Origin of the sequence: Phyllobacterium trifolii (genome assembly GCF_014192095.1) — a bacterium.
Lineage (GTDB): Bacteria > Pseudomonadota > Alphaproteobacteria > Rhizobiales > Rhizobiaceae > Phyllobacterium > Phyllobacterium trifolii.
Window position 1 is genome coordinate 43,790 of the sequence record NZ_JACHXN010000026.1, and the last position, 17,738, is coordinate 61,527.

Annotated in this window: 15 protein-coding genes and 1 pseudogene; 6 read left to right on the forward strand and 10 right to left on the reverse strand. The window is 54.1% G+C overall.

The annotated features are described in order from the left end of the window. Nucleotides 1-40: 40 nt before the first annotated feature. From FHS21_RS26260 to FHS21_RS26275, 4 genes are all read right to left on the reverse strand, one after another. Nucleotides 41-2,350 (reverse strand): FdhF/YdeP family oxidoreductase, encoded by a 2,310-nt coding sequence (locus FHS21_RS26260; RefSeq protein WP_112528207.1) that lies wholly within the window; start codon nucleotides 2,348-2,350, stop codon nucleotides 41-43. A gap of 51 nt (nucleotides 2,351-2,401) precedes the next feature. Then, nucleotides 2,402-3,211 carry a formate/nitrite transporter family protein gene (locus FHS21_RS26265; RefSeq protein ID WP_112528205.1) on the reverse strand — a complete coding sequence of 270 codons (810 nt, stop codon included), beginning with the start codon at nucleotides 3,209-3,211 and terminating at the stop codon, nucleotides 2,402-2,404. A 73-nt stretch (nucleotides 3,212-3,284) separates the two neighbouring features. Next, nucleotides 3,285-4,508, reverse strand: a complete 1,224-nt coding sequence (locus FHS21_RS26270; RefSeq protein WP_112528203.1) for an oxalate decarboxylase family bicupin — start codon at nucleotides 4,506-4,508, stop codon at nucleotides 3,285-3,287. Further along, nucleotides 4,508-5,074, reverse strand: coding sequence for a Dps family protein (locus FHS21_RS26275; protein WP_183664842.1), 567 nt, complete (start codon nucleotides 5,072-5,074; stop codon nucleotides 4,508-4,510). The genes FHS21_RS26270 and FHS21_RS26275 overlap by 1 nt, the downstream gene beginning before the upstream one ends. A gap of 146 nt (nucleotides 5,075-5,220) precedes the next feature. Between FHS21_RS26275 and FHS21_RS26280 the strand changes: the two genes are divergently transcribed. The 4 genes from FHS21_RS26280 to FHS21_RS26295 all read left to right on the forward strand — a co-directional run bounded on the left by FHS21_RS26280 (nucleotide 5,221) and on the right by FHS21_RS26295 (nucleotide 9,178). After that, a complete protein-coding gene (locus FHS21_RS26280; protein ID WP_312879936.1) occupies nucleotides 5,221-6,861 on the forward strand; it encodes a sensor histidine kinase in 1,641 nt (546 codons plus the stop codon). Further along, nucleotides 6,861-7,490, forward strand: coding sequence for a response regulator transcription factor (locus FHS21_RS26285; RefSeq protein WP_112528197.1), 630 nt, complete (start codon nucleotides 6,861-6,863; stop codon nucleotides 7,488-7,490). The genes FHS21_RS26280 and FHS21_RS26285 overlap by 1 nt, the downstream gene beginning before the upstream one ends. A 101-nt stretch (nucleotides 7,491-7,591) precedes the next feature. Next, nucleotides 7,592-7,960, forward strand: a complete 369-nt coding sequence (locus FHS21_RS26290) for a response regulator transcription factor (protein WP_112528195.1) — start codon at nucleotides 7,592-7,594, stop codon at nucleotides 7,958-7,960. Between the two features lie 375 nt (nucleotides 7,961-8,335). After that, nucleotides 8,336-9,178, forward strand: coding sequence for a MipA/OmpV family protein (locus tag FHS21_RS26295; protein WP_246411212.1), 843 nt, complete (start codon nucleotides 8,336-8,338; stop codon nucleotides 9,176-9,178). Between the two features lie 7 nt (nucleotides 9,179-9,185). Here the strand turns inward: FHS21_RS26295 and FHS21_RS31800 are convergent. The 4 genes and pseudogenes from FHS21_RS31800 to FHS21_RS26310 form a co-directional block, all read right to left on the reverse strand. After that, nucleotides 9,186-9,347, reverse strand: a pseudogene (locus FHS21_RS31800) (SAM-dependent methyltransferase); the annotation flags it as partial. Beyond that, entirely contained in the window at nucleotides 9,313-9,570 is a 258-nt protein-coding gene (locus tag FHS21_RS31675; RefSeq protein WP_210283637.1) for a class I SAM-dependent methyltransferase, read from the reverse strand. The pseudogene FHS21_RS31800 and the gene FHS21_RS31675, both read right to left, overlap by 35 nt. Further along, on the reverse strand, nucleotides 9,567-10,223 hold the full coding sequence (locus FHS21_RS26305) for a response regulator transcription factor (RefSeq protein WP_183664844.1): 657 nt from the start codon (nucleotides 10,221-10,223) through the stop codon (nucleotides 9,567-9,569). Before FHS21_RS26305 ends, FHS21_RS31675 begins: the two co-directional genes overlap by 4 nt. Before the next feature lie 168 nt (nucleotides 10,224-10,391). Then, the gene (locus tag FHS21_RS26310; RefSeq protein WP_112532635.1) at nucleotides 10,392-10,877 is read right to left on the reverse strand and encodes a sigma factor-like helix-turn-helix DNA-binding protein; all 486 of its coding nucleotides are present in this window, start codon (nucleotides 10,875-10,877) and stop codon (nucleotides 10,392-10,394) included. 984 nt (nucleotides 10,878-11,861) lie between these two features. Here FHS21_RS26310 and FHS21_RS26315 point away from each other — a divergent pair. Together FHS21_RS26315 and FHS21_RS26320 are read left to right on the forward strand one after the other, a co-directional pair. Further along, the gene (locus FHS21_RS26315; protein ID WP_158482329.1) at nucleotides 11,862-12,218 is read left to right on the forward strand and encodes a hypothetical protein; all 357 of its coding nucleotides are present in this window, start codon (nucleotides 11,862-11,864) and stop codon (nucleotides 12,216-12,218) included. A 437-nt stretch (nucleotides 12,219-12,655) separates the two neighbouring features. Then, nucleotides 12,656-13,012: a zinc-binding metallopeptidase family protein gene (locus FHS21_RS26320; RefSeq protein WP_246411213.1), complete on the forward strand. Its 357-nt coding sequence runs from the start codon at nucleotides 12,656-12,658 to the stop codon at nucleotides 13,010-13,012. A gap of 79 nt (nucleotides 13,013-13,091) precedes the next feature. On the opposite strand, the gene FHS21_RS26325 is transcribed toward FHS21_RS26320, so the two are convergent. Then, nucleotides 13,092-16,208, reverse strand: a complete 3,117-nt coding sequence (locus FHS21_RS26325; RefSeq protein ID WP_112532632.1) for a multidrug efflux RND transporter permease subunit — start codon at nucleotides 16,206-16,208, stop codon at nucleotides 13,092-13,094. Beyond that, nucleotides 16,208-17,380 carry an efflux RND transporter periplasmic adaptor subunit gene (locus FHS21_RS26330; protein ID WP_183664847.1) on the reverse strand — a complete coding sequence of 391 codons (1,173 nt, stop codon included), beginning with the start codon at nucleotides 17,378-17,380 and terminating at the stop codon, nucleotides 16,208-16,210. The genes FHS21_RS26325 and FHS21_RS26330 overlap by 1 nt, the downstream gene beginning before the upstream one ends. Nucleotides 17,381-17,738: the final 358 nt, after the last annotated feature.

Consider the following 17,738-nt stretch of genomic DNA (forward strand, 5'->3'; position numbering starts at 1 on the left):
AAGCTCAATGTTGCCGGGTTGCGAACTTCTGTCAGGTCTATCAATCGCCTGGTGTCGCAAGCCTTATGCGGATGGGAATTGACTTGAATCCAGGGGTTCCCGAGCGGCGGTCGTAGTGGGACAAGGCGATCAGGCCGTTCATTTCCGGGTAGTATCCGGCAGCGGATCCGCTCGGGATATTGTACGCGATCGCAGTGAGGCGGCGAACCAGCCGCGGCCGGTCATCAATTTCAACGGGGTTTCGGGCTGCTTCGACGTCAAGTATATCTCCTTCAGAGAGGCCCCTGCTGGCGAGGTCATCCCCGTTGAGAAAGATGACATCGCGTCGTCCAAACACGCCTCTGTAACGATCATCCATGCCGTAGATCGTAGTATTGTACTGATCGTGACTGCGAATGGTCGTCAATGTGAGAAGATCAGGATCCGAAACTTGCGGATCTTCGTTAAGGCCTTCGGCGACCAGAAACTGGGCCTTTTTGGCCGGGGTGCGCCAGTCACGGATGGACGCTGGCACACTCAGACGAAACCCGCCGGGCTGCCTTATCCTCTCGTTAAAGTCATGGAAGTCCGGAAAGACCACTTCAATCTTGTCGCGTATCCTGTCGTAGTTTTCGATCATTGCATCCCACGCTATACCATGCCGGTTGCCAAGGGTCGCTTTGGCCATGCCGGCGATCACAGCTGACTCCGAGCGGACCGAGTCGCTTGGCGGTTTCAGGAAGCCTCGCGATGCATGAACCATCGACATTGAGTCTTCGACCGTGACGGATTGTGGGCCCGTCGCCTGAATATCGAGATCGGTGCGACCCAGGACCGGCAGTATAATCGATGTTCTCGCCGTCAGCAGATGGGAGCGGTTGAGCTTGGTCGTAAGGTGAACCGCCAGATCCAGCTTCCGCATGCCTGCGAAAGTGGCGTCAGGGTCCGACATTGCCACGGCAAGATTGCCACCGAGACAGATCAGCGCCTTTGAGCGGCCGTCGCTGATGGCCTCGACAGCTTCTACAGCGTTATGACCCTTCTCCGCGGCCGGGCGAAAGCCGAAGGCGCGCTCCATGCCATCCAGCAACGCGGCGTTGGGCGCTTCAGTAATACCTACTGTGCGATCACCCTGAACATTGGAATGGCCCCGCAATGGGCAAATGCCGGCTCCCTCACGGCCGATGTTCCCGCGCAACATCAGAAAGTTGGCGATTTGCTGAACATTGGAAGTACCATTCCTATGCTGCGTGATACCCATCCCGTAACAGAGAATGACGTTCTTAGCCTTCAGGTAAACGTCACCGGCACTTTCAATCGCCGCCCGCGTGAGCCCGGAGATCGCCTCGATCTGATCCCAGGTCGTTTCATCGATGTCTGTTCGGAGAGCCTCGATGCCGTCCGTGTGTTCGGCGATAAAACTACGGTCGAGCATGCCGTTTCCGCCGTTTTCTATATCCGCGCTGTCCCGTTGAAAAATTCGCTTCATCATCCCCTTCAGCACGGCAAGATCACCGCCGGGACGCACCTGATGATAGGCAGAGGAAATCTCTGTGGACGTCAGCGTTGCCATCTCGACGGCACTTTGGGGGGAAGCAAACCGTTCGAGCGCCCGCTCTTTTAACGGATTGAAGACCACTATCGGAACACCCCGCTTCGCAGCTTCCCGCAGTGTCGTCATCATGCGGGGGTGGTTCGTCCCGGGATTGTGTCCGAAGCTGAAGATGGCATCAGCATAATCGAAGTCTTCAAGTGTGACGGTGCCTTTGCCGACACCGATCGATTGAGGCAAACCTACGCTTGTCGCTTCGTGGCACATATTGGAACAGTCGGGGAAATTGTTCGTTCCGTAAGCCCGCACGAACAGTTGAAAAAGGAAGGCGGCTTCGTTCGAGGCTCTGCCGGAGGTGTAGAATTCCGCCATATTCGGATCGCGGAGCGCGTTCAACGCGTCGGCGATCGTCCGGCATGCGTCGTCCCATTCAATTTCTACGTATCTGTCTACGGTCGCATCATAGATCAGCGGATGGGTTAGTCGCCCTTGGTTTTCGAGGTCATGATCATGCCAATCCCACAATTCTGAGACGGTGTGAGATGCAAAGAACGACGGCGTCAGGCGTTTGGCGGTAGATTCCCACGTGACGGCCTTGGCACCATTCTCACAAAACTCGAACGAAGACGTGTGTTTCGGATCAGGCCAGGCGCAGCCAGGACAGTCAAAACCATCGGGTTGATTGACCTTCAAGAGTGTTGCGGCTCCCTGTGCGACTACCTGCTGCCGCGAAAGGCTTTCGGCCACCGCCTTCAATGCGCCCCAGCCGCCGGCTGCTGCGTTATACGTTTCAATGCCGTCGGGTCGTTTGCTGGCCATGTCAAATCCGCTTTCAAACTATGTTAATAAGGTAGTTTCAGCCGGTCCTGCTCACCGGGGGATCGTCCGGCTTCTGGCAAGCGGAGAAGCCGCTTGGGCAGTGCCTGCGAATTGCACCCAGTATCCGAAGGCCACCATGATCCCGCCGCCAACAATGTTGCCCAAAGTGACAAATACCAGATTGTGCAAAGCGCCATATACACTAATGGTTGCTGGATGAGGGCCAAGGAGCGCTAATGAGAAGGCGAACATGTTTGCCACGCAGTGCTCGAAACCAGCAGCGACGAAAATCATGATCGGCCAAAAAATCAAAAAGACTTTCGCAGCATCGTTTTCGGTTCGATAAGACATCCAGATCGCGAGGCAAACCAGCCAGTTGCATATGATGCCCCGGGCAAAAAGCTCGTGAGCCGGGGCACTGATTTTCGCCGCAACCGCGGCAAAGAATGCCGGACTGCCGTCGCCGAGCAGGACACCTCCGCCGCCAAGTTTAAAGAGCACCGCAAGTAAGAAAGCTCCTGCGAAATTGCCCAGCCAGCAAAGTACCCAAACGCGCAGAAGATCGATCAAACCAGTTTTGCCGCTCAGAAGCGCAAGCGGCATATACATGGTCATACCGGTGAAAAGTTCCGAGCCGGCAAAAATGACGATCGTCAGTGCCGAGGCGAAAACAGTACCCATTACAAGATGAGCCCATGAAGGGTCTGCATGTGCGCCCACCGTGAACATGATGATGTCGCCAAAGCCGATATATGCACCCGCCATGGTCGAGCCAATCATGAAGGCAAGTGGGTTACCTTTAAGCGTTATGGACTTGGACCCGCCCGACTCGGAGAGCTTGTTGATTGTTTCTTCGTACATTCGGATTCCTTTCGGGAAGCGAAGCCTGTATCCAAGTTGATGCCGCGCGGCCCGTAGATCACCGCGCACGTATCTACGCGCCGCTAACAACCGGTTGTTTGGTTCTTTTCAAAGCTTCCATTGCTGCTTTACCGAAGTTCAAATGTCCGGAGACGAGTTCCGGAGGGGTAAGTGCCAGCCACTGATTGAGAGAGACATCTGCGTAGTGGTCGCTTTTGAACGTCTCGAGAAACACAAGGGGCTTATCGCCGGTGTTTTCGATGTAATGTCCCATTGCGAAAGGAACATAACCGACGTCGCCGGCTGCGAAATCAAATGTGCGGGAGTGGCCGTTTGCTGCAAATACGCCCATTCTTCCAATTCCTTGAATGTAATATTGCCATTCGTCGGTATTCGGGTGCCAGTGCAACTCCCGCATGCCGCCCGGTTCGACTTCCACAAGGGCCGCCGCAATCGTTTTTGACACGGGGAAGTTTTTGGAGTCGGTAATGCGGACAGTGCCCCCGCTAGTTTTAATCGGAACCTGGGAACCCATTCGATGCACAAAACCATTGGGAACTGCGGTTGCGCCAGCGATCTTGTCACTGTCCAGGTTGCCTGGAATGGGAAGATTGAAAATGTAACGGTCGCTAGGAGCGGGCAGGTTGTCAAAGCTTGTTGCAGGAACGCCGAAATTTTTGGCGAGCACACTTTTTGGCACGTGCTTGAACCAATCGCTCAACAGGAACGTGCTGTCCTCGTCAAAACCTCCATCATCGAAAACGAGGAGAAATTCGCAGCCGTCAGGACCAAGCCCCTGAATGGAATGCGGTGTGCCAGATGGAAAATACCAGATATCCCCTGGACCAAGATCATCGACAAAGTTCTTGCCTTCGGGATCAACAGCGGTAACCCTGGCATTCCCATAAAGAATGTAAGCCCATTCGGATTCTTTGTGCCAGTGCAATTCCCGGACGCCGCCGGCATTCAGCCGCATATCAACGCCAGCTATGCTCTGGGAGATTCCAAGTTCCCGCTTCGTAATTTGCCGGGTCCAGCCGGCCGGATATTGCTTCATAGGCGCATCGGCAAATGAAAAGCGTAGATTTGGCAAGGTACCGGCATCGGTAGTCGGCTGGTTAAGGATATCCGGATTCTGAATATCCCGATCCACGTTGCGTGGTCCAGGATCATCGCCGCCCGCTCCGGCGCGGCGCGGTTGGGGTAGGTCTGCGGCATAACTCGTTGACCCTGCGGCGGCAACCATGCCACCTGCTGACAGCGCCAAGAGCGCCTCACGACGGCTAAAAGCATTCATTATATGAGCCTTTCCGATAATGTCATTTGCACCTGCAGTGCCCCAGCTGTTGTCGGGGTTGATCGGAGATGCGCGCGCCATGCTTCGATGAGAAACCACGTTCGGCCATCGGCCTCGTCGATCCAAGTCTCGAAATAGTCAGCCGTCTCAAAATCCCGGTGCACGTCGCAGACATCGCGGGTGCAACGCAGGAATGAAGAGAGCTGCCTGTTGTCGCTGGCGAGTTCAGTCAACATCTCTGCGGGCGTAAGGTAATCGGCATCGTTGTCGGCAAGCCTCTGCAGTCGCCCGATATGACCAATCGAATGTAGCGTCGTGCCTCCGAGTTCGCGTATGCGTTCAGCGATAACATCTGTGATCGAAAGTATCTGCTCGGCTTGCTCGCCTAGCAGTGGCTGGAAAATACCAAAACCCGTTGGAGTCATGTGCCAATGGAAACTTTTCGTCTTTAGGTACAGCGCGAACGTGTCTGCGAGGAGCGTGGTCAAGGCCGCCGAAACCTCGGCGGCAGCGTCGCCTGAATAGAGCGACCTCACACGGTTAGTTGTATAAATTGACAGGCTCATTCAACGACCCCTTTTCTGTTCCACATAGTATCCTGGCTGATTGTTGTATTGAGCGTAGGCCAAGCCTTTCTGCTGTGACAGTGGATACTCGTTTCGATTAAGTTATACTTGAGTATAGGGGGCATTTAGCGTCAGCCGGATGTTACGTGCGCGAGGCGAGCCGCAACACCGCCGCGATAGCCCGGAAATTTAGCGACATCGCGCTACTTAAGATTGTGCAGCCTTGCAGCCAATCTGGTATAGCCCGATCGACTCGACCATATGGAGATAATTCGTTGTCAAGATTTTCCCCGGTCGCTGCAGCGCTTATTGCTGTGGCGGTCTTCCTGCTGGACACGTTGACTACATTCGACATTGCCATTGCAGTGCTCTACGTAGTGGTAGTGCTGCTGTCGCTCAATTTCGCCAATCAGACCCAGCTTGTTGCGATTGGTGCTGGCTGCATGGGATTGACGCTTCTAAGCTTTTTGCTTTCGCACGGACTGGAACTCCCTGCAGAGTCAATAGGACGTTGCTTCGTCAGCCTTGCTGCCACCGGGATAACGACATTTCTTGCTTTTAGGGTAAAAGCGGCAATCGGTATTCTGGAAGACAGTGAGCAGCGTTACCGGTCCATTTTCCTGGCCACGGGTGTTGGAATCCTCCAGATGGATTTTACGGGTCTTAAAACTGCCATCGACAAATACAAAACTGATGGTGTCCAAAGCATCGAGGATATTGAGAACCTCGATTCCGGGTTCGTCCGGAAAGCGCTAAGATCGATCAAGTTGATAAACGCCAACAACACCGCTCTGAACATGTTCAATATGCCGGATATAGATAGGCTGGGCACGCTGCTGCCCGCTCTCGTCAGTTCAGAGGTGGAACGTAAGGTCTGGAATTTCCTCGCATCCATCTGGGCTGGAAACCACAGCTATGAAGCCGAAACGGTGATAAGAACGTCACAGGGCCGCCAACTCATCTTTCTTTATAATGTTGCCGTACCGCCCGATCGCCCAACTCTCGACATGGTTCTGATCAGCATAATGGATGTTACCGCGAGACGGGAAGCAGAGAACGAACTCGATGTCGCCCGAAGCCAGCTGGCCCATGTCACCCGGATCGCGACCCTTGGCGAATTAACGGTCTCGATCGCTCATGAACTCAATCAGCCTTTAGCCGCCGTGGTCACCAACGGAGGAGCCGGCTTGCGGTGGCTCAGAAGGGACGTGCCCGATCTGAAAAAAGTCGAATCTTCGATCGAGGGAATGGTCGCCGACGCTACCCGCGCCAGCGAGGTCATCAAGCATTTACGCGGTTTATCAGTGAAGTCGTCGCCGAACCCGGTCAACGTTAATCTCAATGAGGTCGCCGAGGAAACAGTCGCACTGCTGCAACGCGAAATTGATGTCAACCAGGTGACATCAAGATTTGACCTCGCAGACCATCTCCCGGAGATTCATGGGGACAGGGTACAGTTACAGCAAGTCGTCCTGAATCTGATTTTGAATGCCATTCAAGCGATGGCGCACGCTCCCGGCGGAAGGAGAGAGCTTCTGGTGAAGTCGTTGTCAGAGGAAGCCGCCGTCGTGTTGCGAATCCAGGACACTGGCCCTGGCATCCCGCCTGAAGTCCGCGATAGACTGTTTGACCCGTTTTATACGACGAAGCCCGACGGAATGGGTATGGGCTTGTCAATATGCCGTTCAATTTTGACCGCCCATGGCGGGAGCATAAATGCAACTTCCGAACCGGGAGCTGGCACCACGTTCGAAGTCACAATTCCATTTAATAAGGAGGTCGGGTGATGGCCGTGCTCACGACGCCGATCGTCTATGTGGTTGACGATGATGTGCATTTGCGGGAAGCGCTACGCAATCTTTTCGAATCGGTCGGTATCCGTGTGGAACTGTTCGGCTCCACCGCAGAACTCCTTGCCCGTCCTGCCAAAGTTTCCGCCGAAAGTTGCCTCGTCCTCGATATTCGCCTGCCAGGCGTCAGCGGACTCGATTTTCAGAACCAGCTGGCGAAGCTTGGGAACAATATCCCCATTATCTTCATGACCGGTCACGGTGATGTCCCCATGTCAGTGCGAGCGATGAAGGCCGGGGCCATCGACTTTCTTACGAAGCCATTTCGGGATCAGGACATGCTGGATGCGGTCTCGAATGCATTGGCACTGGATCGAAGCCGCCGGGCGAACGAAGGCGAACTGTCCGCGCTGATGGCGCGGTATGAAAGTTTGACGAGCCGGGAGCGTGAGGTAATCGCCCTGGTGACGAGCGGCCTAATGAACAAGCAGATTGCAGGCGAACTCGGTGTCAGCGAGATAACTGTAAAGATCCATCGTGGCCATCTGATGGAAAAGATGGGTGTGCGAACTCTCGCGGAACTGGTCAAGGCCTACGAGGCGCTTCGACCCGGCTTAAACACGTGATGCCAGAACCTAAACTTCTGTATGATATCATCTAGTCTCTCAATGGTGCATGTAACCAGCTGATAGTTACAGGCTTTTAGTACCGTCATAAAGGTTATCTGGTGCACCGTTTGAAATCCATAGTCGTCGTCGAGGACGACGCGTCACTGCGCGATGCCATGGAGAATTTGATCAGCTCACATGGGCTCAATGTCCATACATTTGCTTCCGCAGAATCATTCCTAGCGCAACGGGGGCTTATTGAAATCGACTGCCTGATAACCGACGTGCAAATGGACGGAATTGGTGGTGTGGAGTTGTTCCAGATCCTGCGAAATATTGGTGTAGGCACGCCGGTCATCTTCATCACCGCATTCGAGGATGAACGCATACACAAACGGTTGATGGCGGCAGGTGCCAAAGGGTTTTTCCGCAAACCTTTCGAAAGCCAGGCCATGATCGATTGCATTGAGCACGCTCTGGCTGTGTAATGCATACCAACCGAAGAAAGCGTGCCATAGCCACCACATAGGTGCCGTGACAACGTACGCACCGACAGATACAGCGCACACACAGCAAGATCACGAACTGGTCGAAATGGCGGCCGTTGAACACCATGCCGGGCGAACTGTAAGCAATCGGTTGGCGACGGAACCATTTGGAAATCCTGTCATGAATCCATCTGCAACGCGTGAACAGACGCCAGTTATCAACTTGACATAATCGCCAATATTAAAACTTTGATTTTCTATACTATGGACCGTATCTTTTGAGGTACTAGAACGCTGGCTTGGCTTTCATGATTCCTGGTAGACTATATCTTGGCGATCCAAATTGGCAGAATGCAGTGTGAGGGGTGGGACTAGATGGCACTGTTCGTTGATCGAGTGAGCGTGAGAACCCGAGCGATGCAATTGGTCGGCGTGATGGTGACAATCTCGTCCGCCACGGCGTCCATCGCTGCGGATAAGCCGGCAGTCACGACGGTCGAAGAGAACCCGGGCTGGATTGTAACCTTGGGTGCCGGAACCGAATACGGGCCGACGTTTGAGGGGTCGGGAGACAATGACTTTAGCTTTGTACCGAATTTCGATATCCGCCGGGCCAACGAACCAGCGGGTTTGAGCGCTCCAGACGACAGCATCGATTTCTCCTTGATAGAGCTTGGCGGGGTTGAGCTCGGACCCGCCGCCAATATCAGAGGCAGCCGTTCCCACACAGATGTGCACGGCGTGCACGAAATCGACTGGAGCGTCGACGTTGGTGCCTTTGGACAGTATTGGCTTATCGACAACCGGCTGCGAATACGAGCCGAAGCCCGGCAGGGCGTTCAGAGCGATGACGGCTTTGTCGCGGATTTTGCGGTCGATTGGTTTCAGCCGGTTGGCGACAAGTTTCTGCTATCGGCAGGTCCCCGGGCCTCGTTCGCCGATGCGACGTACATGGAAAACAGTTTCGGCGTAAGTAGTGCCGAAGCACTGGATAACGGTAGCCTGAGCGCATTCTCGCCGGACGCAGGGTTCAAATCCGTTGGCTTTGTTGTTGGTGCGACCTATCAGATCAATCCCAAAACGAGTTTGCTGGTCTACGATAAATTCGACAGGCTGGTCGGGGATGCTGCCGACAGCCCGATTGTTACCGACATTGGATCGCCTAATCAGAATACGATCGGCATTGTTCTGAGCCGTTCCTTCCATATCGGATTTTGATTCTGGGTCACGGTGCCGGGAAAAGAGCTTGAAGATTCCTCGCTGCATTTAGCTCGTCGTCTCGAATGTAGTTCCTCGTTATGGGAACAGCCGTGTTGCACTTGGCTATCTGAATCTGGAATACGACAAGATCCTCATACCGGAACGCTGCCTCGGCCGCAGCCAGATGTCGCGTATGACGCGGCGCCGACATGTTCGAACATGCCTACCGAAACAATTCTGTCGAACCGGCCTTTCAGGTGGCGATAATCCTGCAGATCAAATGAGACCCGGCGGTCTCCTTGGTTCAATGATGATCGTGCATACACGAACGCCCCGATCAGGGCGATAGTAATCAAAATTGTTGGCGCAATCCTGAAAAACAGTTTGCGCGTCAGCGTCGATCTGATCATTGCTCGACCATGTATCCCACGCCGCGGATCGACTTGATGAAGTCGCTGCCAAGCTTCTTCCGCAGATTGTAGATCACGACTTCCGTCGTATTGCTTTCTACAGCGCTTTCAGCGCTATAAAGCGCATATTCGATATCGCTCTTCGTAACGTACTTGCCGGCGCGTTCCATGAGGAGCTTCAGCATCTGAAACTCCTTGGCGGTCATCGCGACTTGCCCCGATGTGCTGCGCACCACCATGGCGGCAGGATCGACTTCAACATCTCTGCACTTCAGGACCACATCCGGACGTCCGTCCCGCCGCCTTATCAGCGCTCTAAGCCGTGCTAGCAGCTCATCGAGATCAAAGGGCTTGACGAGATAATCGTCAGCGCCGCTATCAAGGCCTTCAACCTTCTGTAGCGGAGTATCCCGCGCCGTCAGCAGCAGGATCGGAACCATGTTCTTTTTTTGCCGCGCCGCTCTCAGCACATTGATTCCGTCGAGCTTCGGCAAATTGACATCGAGTACGACGACGCTGAAGATCAGGTCTTCGAGCGCGGCAAGCCCGGATTCCCCGTCCTGCATCCAATCCACGCCATAGGCATGTTTCTCCAGCGCTTTCTTCAACGACGATCCAAGGATCACGTCATCTTCGATCAGTAACAGGCGCATCGGTATCGATACCTTTCATGGGATAGCAAGATTGCATGCGGATGCGCGCCCGAAAAGCTAAGGGACAACATCTCGGCTTTTGCGGGCAGCACCGCAAGGGCTCGTCAGACCGTCTCCCGCTATTGATGAAAAAAGACCAGCTCATTTCATGCGCAACGCGTTACACTGTTACGCCGGCCGATCTACTAGAATTGGAGTTTCGGCGAACCCGGGGGCTTTTGCAATGTCTGCGCTTTCGGCTAGCATAACTCGAGCTGCGGCGAGACGGCTTATGACGGTGCTGATCGGTACCACGAGAACTTCCGCAACCTCTGGGTAAGACATATCCTCGACATAAGCGAGGAACACGGCGGCGCGATACTCGTCCGGAAGTGCAGTCACCCGCCGCAAGACCGCGTTATCCATGACACGCATCTCGGAATTCTCGTCGCGAATGGTAACTTTTGTCTGCCAGATCGAATGCAATGTCGAGAACAACCAGCAATCAAGACGACTACTGCCTATGAGGAGCGGCGCGTGTTCCAGCGCGTGAACACAAGTCGCCTCGACAAGAGCGAGGGCAACATCAGACCGGAAGGAAAGGATCATCCCAAACCGCCAAAGCCGGCCGAGACACTGGGATAGATCCGCCCTGATTTCGCGTTCGTCCGTCATGTATAGTTCCCTGAAGAGGAGTTGGCCGTCTCAGATCGGAGTGGATTATCTTAGTAAATCCACCTCAGCGATTGATCAGCACGAGTGCACCGGAGAAAGCATCTAAACCTGAAGAAAGTGCTGTGTTGCAGTATGCGCTGGTCCTTGATTGAGAGAACAGGCGGCGGCCATAGCGTTCAACTTGCAGGGGGCAGAAGGCGCCAAAAATGCAGTATCGTAGGCTCAATTCAGGGCAAATATATCGCCGGTGGCAAATGCAAGGGTCACGATGGCGGCCGAACCTACTAGAAACAGCATGATCCAAATCGTATCCAGCTTCTCCATAGCATTAAATCCTTGGCATCAGAAGGAATCGGGTGGTCAGGTAGCATTGCTACCCTCCCTGCGTAATTTCTATTCCTCCTGTTTGTAACTATGCAGTGATAAATACTCCATCATACACAGGTGCGCGTGAATAATGCGCTGGTTTGATTGAGCCATACTTAGGTTTATATCGGTGGGCGAACCAGACTGATTGTGAAAGCCTTGAAGCAGTCCGAAGCGGGAATTCACGTCACATCGGCCGCGTGTCTGGGGGGTCGTCTAAACGTGCAAACGTCAAAGCATCTTTGGGCGTTGCAAGGTCGCGGTGACGTCGTCCGGATCGACTGCATCGTCGGCAAGGGCCAGGGTTTGCGGGTCCGTGCTTGAGGACGGGACATGCAAAAACTCTTAGTAAGCAGGGCCCACGAAGTAGGATGAAACAAGGCAGAACCTACGGTCAGAAGACGGGTTGGGTCATGCTTTGCCTTCGGCTCAAAAATACTTCTACATGTTATGTGACGATACACTGACATCATATACTGTAGGTTGGCGACCTAAAACCTGTGACGCATGCTTAAAACCCAAGACCTACGCATATAAACCAACGTATAATACATCGGCAGATTTTCTATCTCCATATTAGGTTAGCTTTCACAACTGGAAGCTTTCAAGGAGTCAATTATGAGAAAATCAGCAACAATCTTAGCGATAACCGCTTTAGGTGCAATGTTGGCGGCCGGCTCGGCAACTGAATCGATGGCTCATGGCGGAGGCGGCGGCCATGGCGGCGGCGGCAATAGCTTTGCCGGTAGTCGCGGCGACTTCGGCGGTAGCGGTCACGGCTCCCGCAGCGGTGGCATTTTTGGCCGTGATGGCACCTTCAACAGTGCTCATGGATTCGCGACGAGCCATAGCTTTGCGGACCGCAGGGGTCACTTTAGGGACTTTCGCCGTGACGACAATTATTGGGGTCCCTACTATTCCTGCGAGTACCCGTTCCGTTGGAACTCTCCCCTCTACGACGAATACTGCCAGTAACCCATCGTAGGCTCTTCGAATCCCGGCCCCCCATAACGATTGGGGACCGGATTCGAATGCTAAAGTGGATGGGATACTTGATGGCATGGCTAAAGAATATCCTTCCCCTGGGACGAACTCCGGATGAGGTTCTTTGTACCGGCCCATAACGGTTTTAATGATTGCCTTTTAATGGAGGCCAGAATGTCTAAGTCTAGTAATCGCCCTCGTTACAACCACATGCCGCACCTGGATTTGGCGGAGATCATTCTTCTAGTGGTTATTGTCGTATCGATCGCTCTCGCAGTTGGCTTTGACTGGGTTTACCAAGCCTTGCTCCGCTGAATTAAATCATCGCCTGCGCCCAGCCTTTTCTTCGCCCAAGCGTCAAGCTTTTGATTATCATCGACGCTCAGTACTTGCCCAGTGAGAAAAATGAGTTTGGGTTTGACGGAAAAGTGAAGCGTGAGATCGAAGAACACGTGTTCAATTTCTGCCGGGCAGATCCCCAGCTGCGCAAACATCCAGCCCGCATAGAATGGTTTTTGGGCGGGCTTGCGCGGAACTTCCAGCCGTCAATCCCTTTTATAAGGTTTTCCAGGAAGCGGTTCGAAGCCAACCTGTCACCGTTTTTGTCTGGTTTCGGCACCCACGGCGATATCGGTTGGCCAATGGGCATCGGCAAACCTCCCACTGTCAACTTTGGACCTGGAGATCCCGCCCGGGCGCATCAGCCGAACGAGCGTGTCTCCGTGCGCGATCTGGTCGATCATACGAAGGCGATTGCGCTCGCGATCGGGCAGTGGTGCCGTTGAGAATTCAAACGAGCGGCGCAATACTTGACTGTTGGGGCGTTACCCATGAGGGAGCCCGTCCTCAACTCAGAACGGTTTGTTATTCGGCCGGTTCACTCGTAGTAACAGCTGCGGGAAAGGACGTTCTGTTCCGCCCCGACAACCAGAGGCTCAATCTGTCGAGGTAGAGGTAGACAACCGGCGTCGTATAGAGTGTCATTGCCTGGCTCAATATGAGGCCTCCAACCATTGCGTATCCTAGGGGCTGTCGCAGTTCGGAGCCCGTCCCATGCCCCATCATCAGAGGAATGCCGCCAAGAATTGCAGCCATCGTCGTCATCATGATTGGCCGGAAGCGTAGCAGGCACGCCTGCCGGATTGCTTCCTCCGGTCGCAAGCCATGCTCGCGCTCCGCGGCAATAGCGAAATCAACGATCATGATGCCGTTTTTCTTGACAATACCAATTAGGAGAATGACGCCGATCAGGGCGATAACCGTGAAGTCGAAGCCGAAGCTCCACAGCATGATGAGAGCGCCGAGACCTGCGGATGGTAGAGTTGACAGGATGGTCAGCGGATGGACGTAGCTTTCATAAAGCACACCTAAAATGATGTATATCACGCCCAATGCGGCCAAAACGAGCAAAGGTTCGCTGGCTAAAGATGTCTGGTATGCCTGAGCATTGCCCTGGAAGGTAGCAATGAGTGTCGGGGGCACTCCCAGGGCAGTTTCGGCTTGGTGGATGGCCGAAACAGCCTGGCTCAGAGCGACGCCCGGAGCAAGGTTGAATGACAGCGTCACCGACGGAAACTGGCTCTGGTGGTTGATCGCAAGAACGGTGGTCGGCTGCGTCGTCTCTTTTACAAGCACGTTGAGCGGAACTTGCGCACCGGTCAGTGGCGATTGGATGTAGAGCTGGTTAATTGCCTGTGGTGAGCTCTGAGCCTTCGGAGACAATTCCAGTATCACGTGATAACTGTTGAGGTCGGTGAAATATTGAGTGACTTGCCGTTGGCCAAAGGCATCGTCGAGCGTGTCATCGATGCTTTGAGGCGTGATCCCAAATCGAGCCGCTTGATCCCGATCAATGTCGAGAGTGACGGTTGTTCCGTTGGATTGCTGATCCGTCGCAACATCCGTAAGCTCAGGCAAGGAGCTTAATTTTGCCAAAAGCTTCGGCGCCCAGCTATTCAGCTCGTTCGCATCGCCATCCTGTAGCGTATATTGAAACTGGGTCGCTGAACTCCGACCGCCGACATTGATATCCTGAGCCGGTTGAAGGAACAGCTTCACCCCTTCAACCTGCGCCAATTTTGGGCGCAGGCGACCAATGATCTGGCTTGCCGTCGCATCTCGCTGATCGTGTGGCTTGAGAGTGATAAACATACGCCCGGTATTGAGTGTATTACCGGATCCGCCGCCGACAGCCATCCCCACCGTAGCGACCGCGGGATCGCTGGCGACCACCTTGCCGACCTCTACCTGATGGCGTGCCATGTCGGCAAACGATGTATCCTGTGCGCCCTGTAGAAGGCCTGTAATCAAGCCTGTATCTTGAATTGGGAAAAAGCCCTTTGGGATACTGATAAAAAGGTAACCTGTGGCAACTAGCGTTAGCAGGAAAATGCCAAAAGTTATGCGATGGTGGTGCAAGGCGATATCGAGCGTAACGCGGTACCCGTTCAGCAGTGCTTCGAAGGCTCGCTCAGATGCCAGGAAGAGCCTGCCATGTTTTGCGTTGTGTTCCGCCCGCAGAAAACGGGCGCACAGCATTGGCGTGAGTGTCAGCGAGACAAGTGCGGAAACTGCAATCGTCACGGTTACGGTAATAGCAAATTCGTGAAAAAGCCGACCAACGATTCCGCCTAGGAACAGGATGGGAATGAAGACCGCCACAAGCGAGAGGCTTATCGAAATAATGGTAAAACCAATCTCTCTGGAGCCATCGATGGCGGCCTGCAATGCCGATTTACCCGCTTCCATGTGGCGCTGAATGTTCTCCAGCATGACGATCGCATCATCGACGACGAAGCCGACCGCAATGCTCAACCCCATCAGCGAAAGGTTGTCCAGACTGAACCCCAGCACATACATCAGCGCGAAAGTTCCTACCAGCGCGAGCGGGACAGTGACACCGGGAATTGCCGTCGCCCAGACGTTGCGCAGAAAAATGAATATCACCATGATCACTAGTGCGATCGTGAGCAACAGGGTGAATTTCACGTCGAGGACGGACGCTTGGATGGTCGTGGTCCGATCACTCAAACTCGATATGTGAAGCGCAAGCGGCGCTATTGCCTGCAACTGCGGCAGCAATGCTTTTATCTGACCTACAGTCTCAAGAACATTCGCGCCGGGGAGTTTGGAAACTGGCAGCAGGATAGCCGGCTTGCCATCGGCCCATGCCGCTATCTGCGTGTTCTCGGGCGCATCGATTGCCTGGCCGATGTCACTTATTCGTATCGGAGCGCCGTTTCGGTAAGCAATGATCGCGTTGTTCCAAGGACCTGCCGCCAGGAGCTGGTCATTATCGTAGAGCGTAAAGGTTCGCAAAGCACCCTGGATGCTACCTTTTGGTGCATCCGTCGTCGTGGCGATGATTGCCGAGCGAACATCCTCAAGTGACAGGCCTAAGTCAGCTATCTTGCGCGGATCGACTTGCACGCGGACAGCTGGCTTTTGCTGGCCAAAGACCGAAACTTGGGCGACGCCGGAGACCTGGCTGATATGCTGGACAAGGACATTTTCGGCAAAATCATCGATCTGCGTCAATGGGAGTGTATCGGACGTGAGTGCAAGCACCAGAATGGGCGGGTCTGCAGGGTTCACCTTGCGATAGGTCGGCGGTGATGGGAGATTGCTTGGTAGCTGACCACCGGCGGCGTTGATCGCAGTTTGCACATCTTGCGCCGCCCCATCAATATTGCGATCCAGTTCGAACTGCAGGGTGATCGAACTGCTGCCGAGTGTGCTCACGGACGTCATCTGTGTAACGCCAGAAATTTGACCAAACTGCCGCTCCAACGGCTGGGTCACCGAAGACGCCATTGTTTGCGGACTTGCGCCTGGTAGCTGTGTAGAAACCTGAATCGTTGGAAAGTCGACCTGGGGCAGCGGCGCTACAGGCAGCAAAGGATAGGTTACCAGGCCGATTGCGAGAATAGCCAGCATGAGCAGCGACGTTGCGATCGGTCGCTGGATAAACCAATTCGACATCAGCCCCGCTCCGTCTCACCATCACCCAGCGTTGTGGTCTGGCTTGGTGTGTCTTGTATTGAAACTCTTGCGCCCGCATCCAGACGATATTGTCCCGAAGTGACAACGCGCTCGCCCGCTGCCAGTCCGCTCTCGATCACTGCGTGACCGTTCGCGATCTGTCCCGGTGCGATCGGGCGAACTTCCACGGTATTGTCCGGTTTCACGACGTAGACGAAGAAACCATTCTGACCCCTCTCAATTGCCGCAGAAGGTACTGTAACTGCTTGATGAACGATTTTTTGTTGTAGCCGGATGTCGACGAATTGCCCGGGCCAAAGCTTCTCGTCGATATTGGGAAACGTCGATTTCAAGCGCATCGTGCCACTGGTCTGGTCTATTTCATTATCAATGACCGAGAGCGTTCCGGTACCTAGATTTGTACTCCCATCGCGCGTGAAAGCCGTCACGGTAACAGGACCGGCTTCCTGCGCAGCACGCACTGCCTCCAGATCATCTTCAGGCAGTGTCGACACGACTGAAATCGGTTGCGTTTGCGTAATGACGACAATCCCGGTGGTATCGGTCGCATGGACATAGTTGCCCTGATCAACTAGCCTGATGCCTGTGCGTCCATCGACGGGCGCAGTCATTTGCGTATAGGACAGCGATACGGCAGCAGAATTTTTGGCTGCGGCGTCTTGTGCAATTTGCGCCTGCAGTTGGGCAACGGTGCTTTGCTGTGTCTGCGTAGTCTCTACAGTCGTGAACTGCTGAGCGGTAAGTTTTTTATCCCTTTGCAGAATAACCTCGTCATTGCTGAGGTTGGTCTGGTCCTGCACCATTTTTGCTGACGCTTGATCAAGAGCGGCCTGAAAAGGACGAGGGTCTATCACGGCCAAAAGATCGCCTTTCTTGACCTTCTGCCCCTCCGTGAAGAGCACCTGCTGCAATTCGCCATCAACCTTGGCCTTCATGGTGACGGTGTTGAAAGCCTGAACTGTGCCCAGACCATTCAAATAGACGGGTACATCACTTTGTACCGCTGCTGACGCTTCAACCGGTATAAGGGCAGCGGCGGGCTGATCTTTGGCGACCGTTTTATCGTTACTCGCGAGCCAGAAGACTCCGGCTGTAGCAAGCACGACTGCGCCAATGACTATGCTGACTTTATATCGAAGTGAACTTTGCATTCTGTGCTCCAAGTCGACTTGCATGGTATTGACGCGTTAATTGTTCTAGGAAATACGGCAATGCGCTTCGACGCCGTCGTCATCCTCCCGCGCCTGTCAGTTAGATGGGGTCCGTGCAAGGCTCTGCACGGGTTTGTTGTGATCGATCTTTGACAAGTATTGCCACGCTCAGGGCCGGTTGCCGGCGGCAATTTTGCCGAAAACCAGCTCAAAGCTTACGCCTTTCCGTTCTGGCGATAATAACAGTCAATCTGGATTGCGGACACCCAAACCAAAGTATGAGTTTATCAGACGAGCGCATTATTCCCGTCCACGCCTGTATGATGGAGCATCTTTCCTTGCCTCGTTAACCTACAGC

Bases quoted from the DNA above. Each gene is read 5' to 3' on its own strand.
- FHS21_RS26305 (WP_183664844.1), bottom strand. From the start codon at position 10,223: ATGCGCCTGTTACTGATCGAAGATGACGTGATCCTTGGATCGTCGTTG.
- FHS21_RS26325 (WP_112532632.1), bottom strand. From the start codon at position 16,208: ATGTCGAATTGGTTTATCCAGCGACCGATCGCAACGTCGCTGCTCATG.
- FHS21_RS26265 (WP_112528205.1), bottom strand. From the start codon at position 3,211: ATGTACGAAGAAACAATCAACAAGCTCTCCGAGTCGGGCGGGTCCAAG.
- FHS21_RS26285 (WP_112528197.1), top strand. From the start codon at position 6,861: ATGGCCGTGCTCACGACGCCGATCGTCTATGTGGTTGACGATGATGTG.
- FHS21_RS26310 (WP_112532635.1), bottom strand. From the start codon at position 10,877: ATGACGGACGAACGCGAAATCAGGGCGGATCTATCCCAGTGTCTCGGC.
- FHS21_RS26260 (WP_112528207.1), bottom strand. From the start codon at position 2,350: ATGGCCAGCAAACGACCCGACGGCATTGAAACGTATAACGCAGCAGCC.
- FHS21_RS26270 (WP_112528203.1), bottom strand. From the start codon at position 4,508: ATGAATGCTTTTAGCCGTCGTGAGGCGCTCTTGGCGCTGTCAGCAGGT.
- FHS21_RS26315 (WP_158482329.1), top strand. From the start codon at position 11,862: ATGAGAAAATCAGCAACAATCTTAGCGATAACCGCTTTAGGTGCAATG.
- FHS21_RS31675 (WP_210283637.1), bottom strand. From the start codon at position 9,570: ATGATCAGATCGACGCTGACGCGCAAACTGTTTTTCAGGATTGCGCCA.
- FHS21_RS26275 (WP_183664842.1), bottom strand. From the start codon at position 5,074: ATGAGCCTGTCAATTTATACAACTAACCGTGTGAGGTCGCTCTATTCA.
- FHS21_RS26330 (WP_183664847.1), bottom strand. From the start codon at position 17,380: ATGCAAAGTTCACTTCGATATAAAGTCAGCATAGTCATTGGCGCAGTC.
- FHS21_RS26295 (WP_246411212.1), top strand. From the start codon at position 8,336: ATGGCACTGTTCGTTGATCGAGTGAGCGTGAGAACCCGAGCGATGCAA.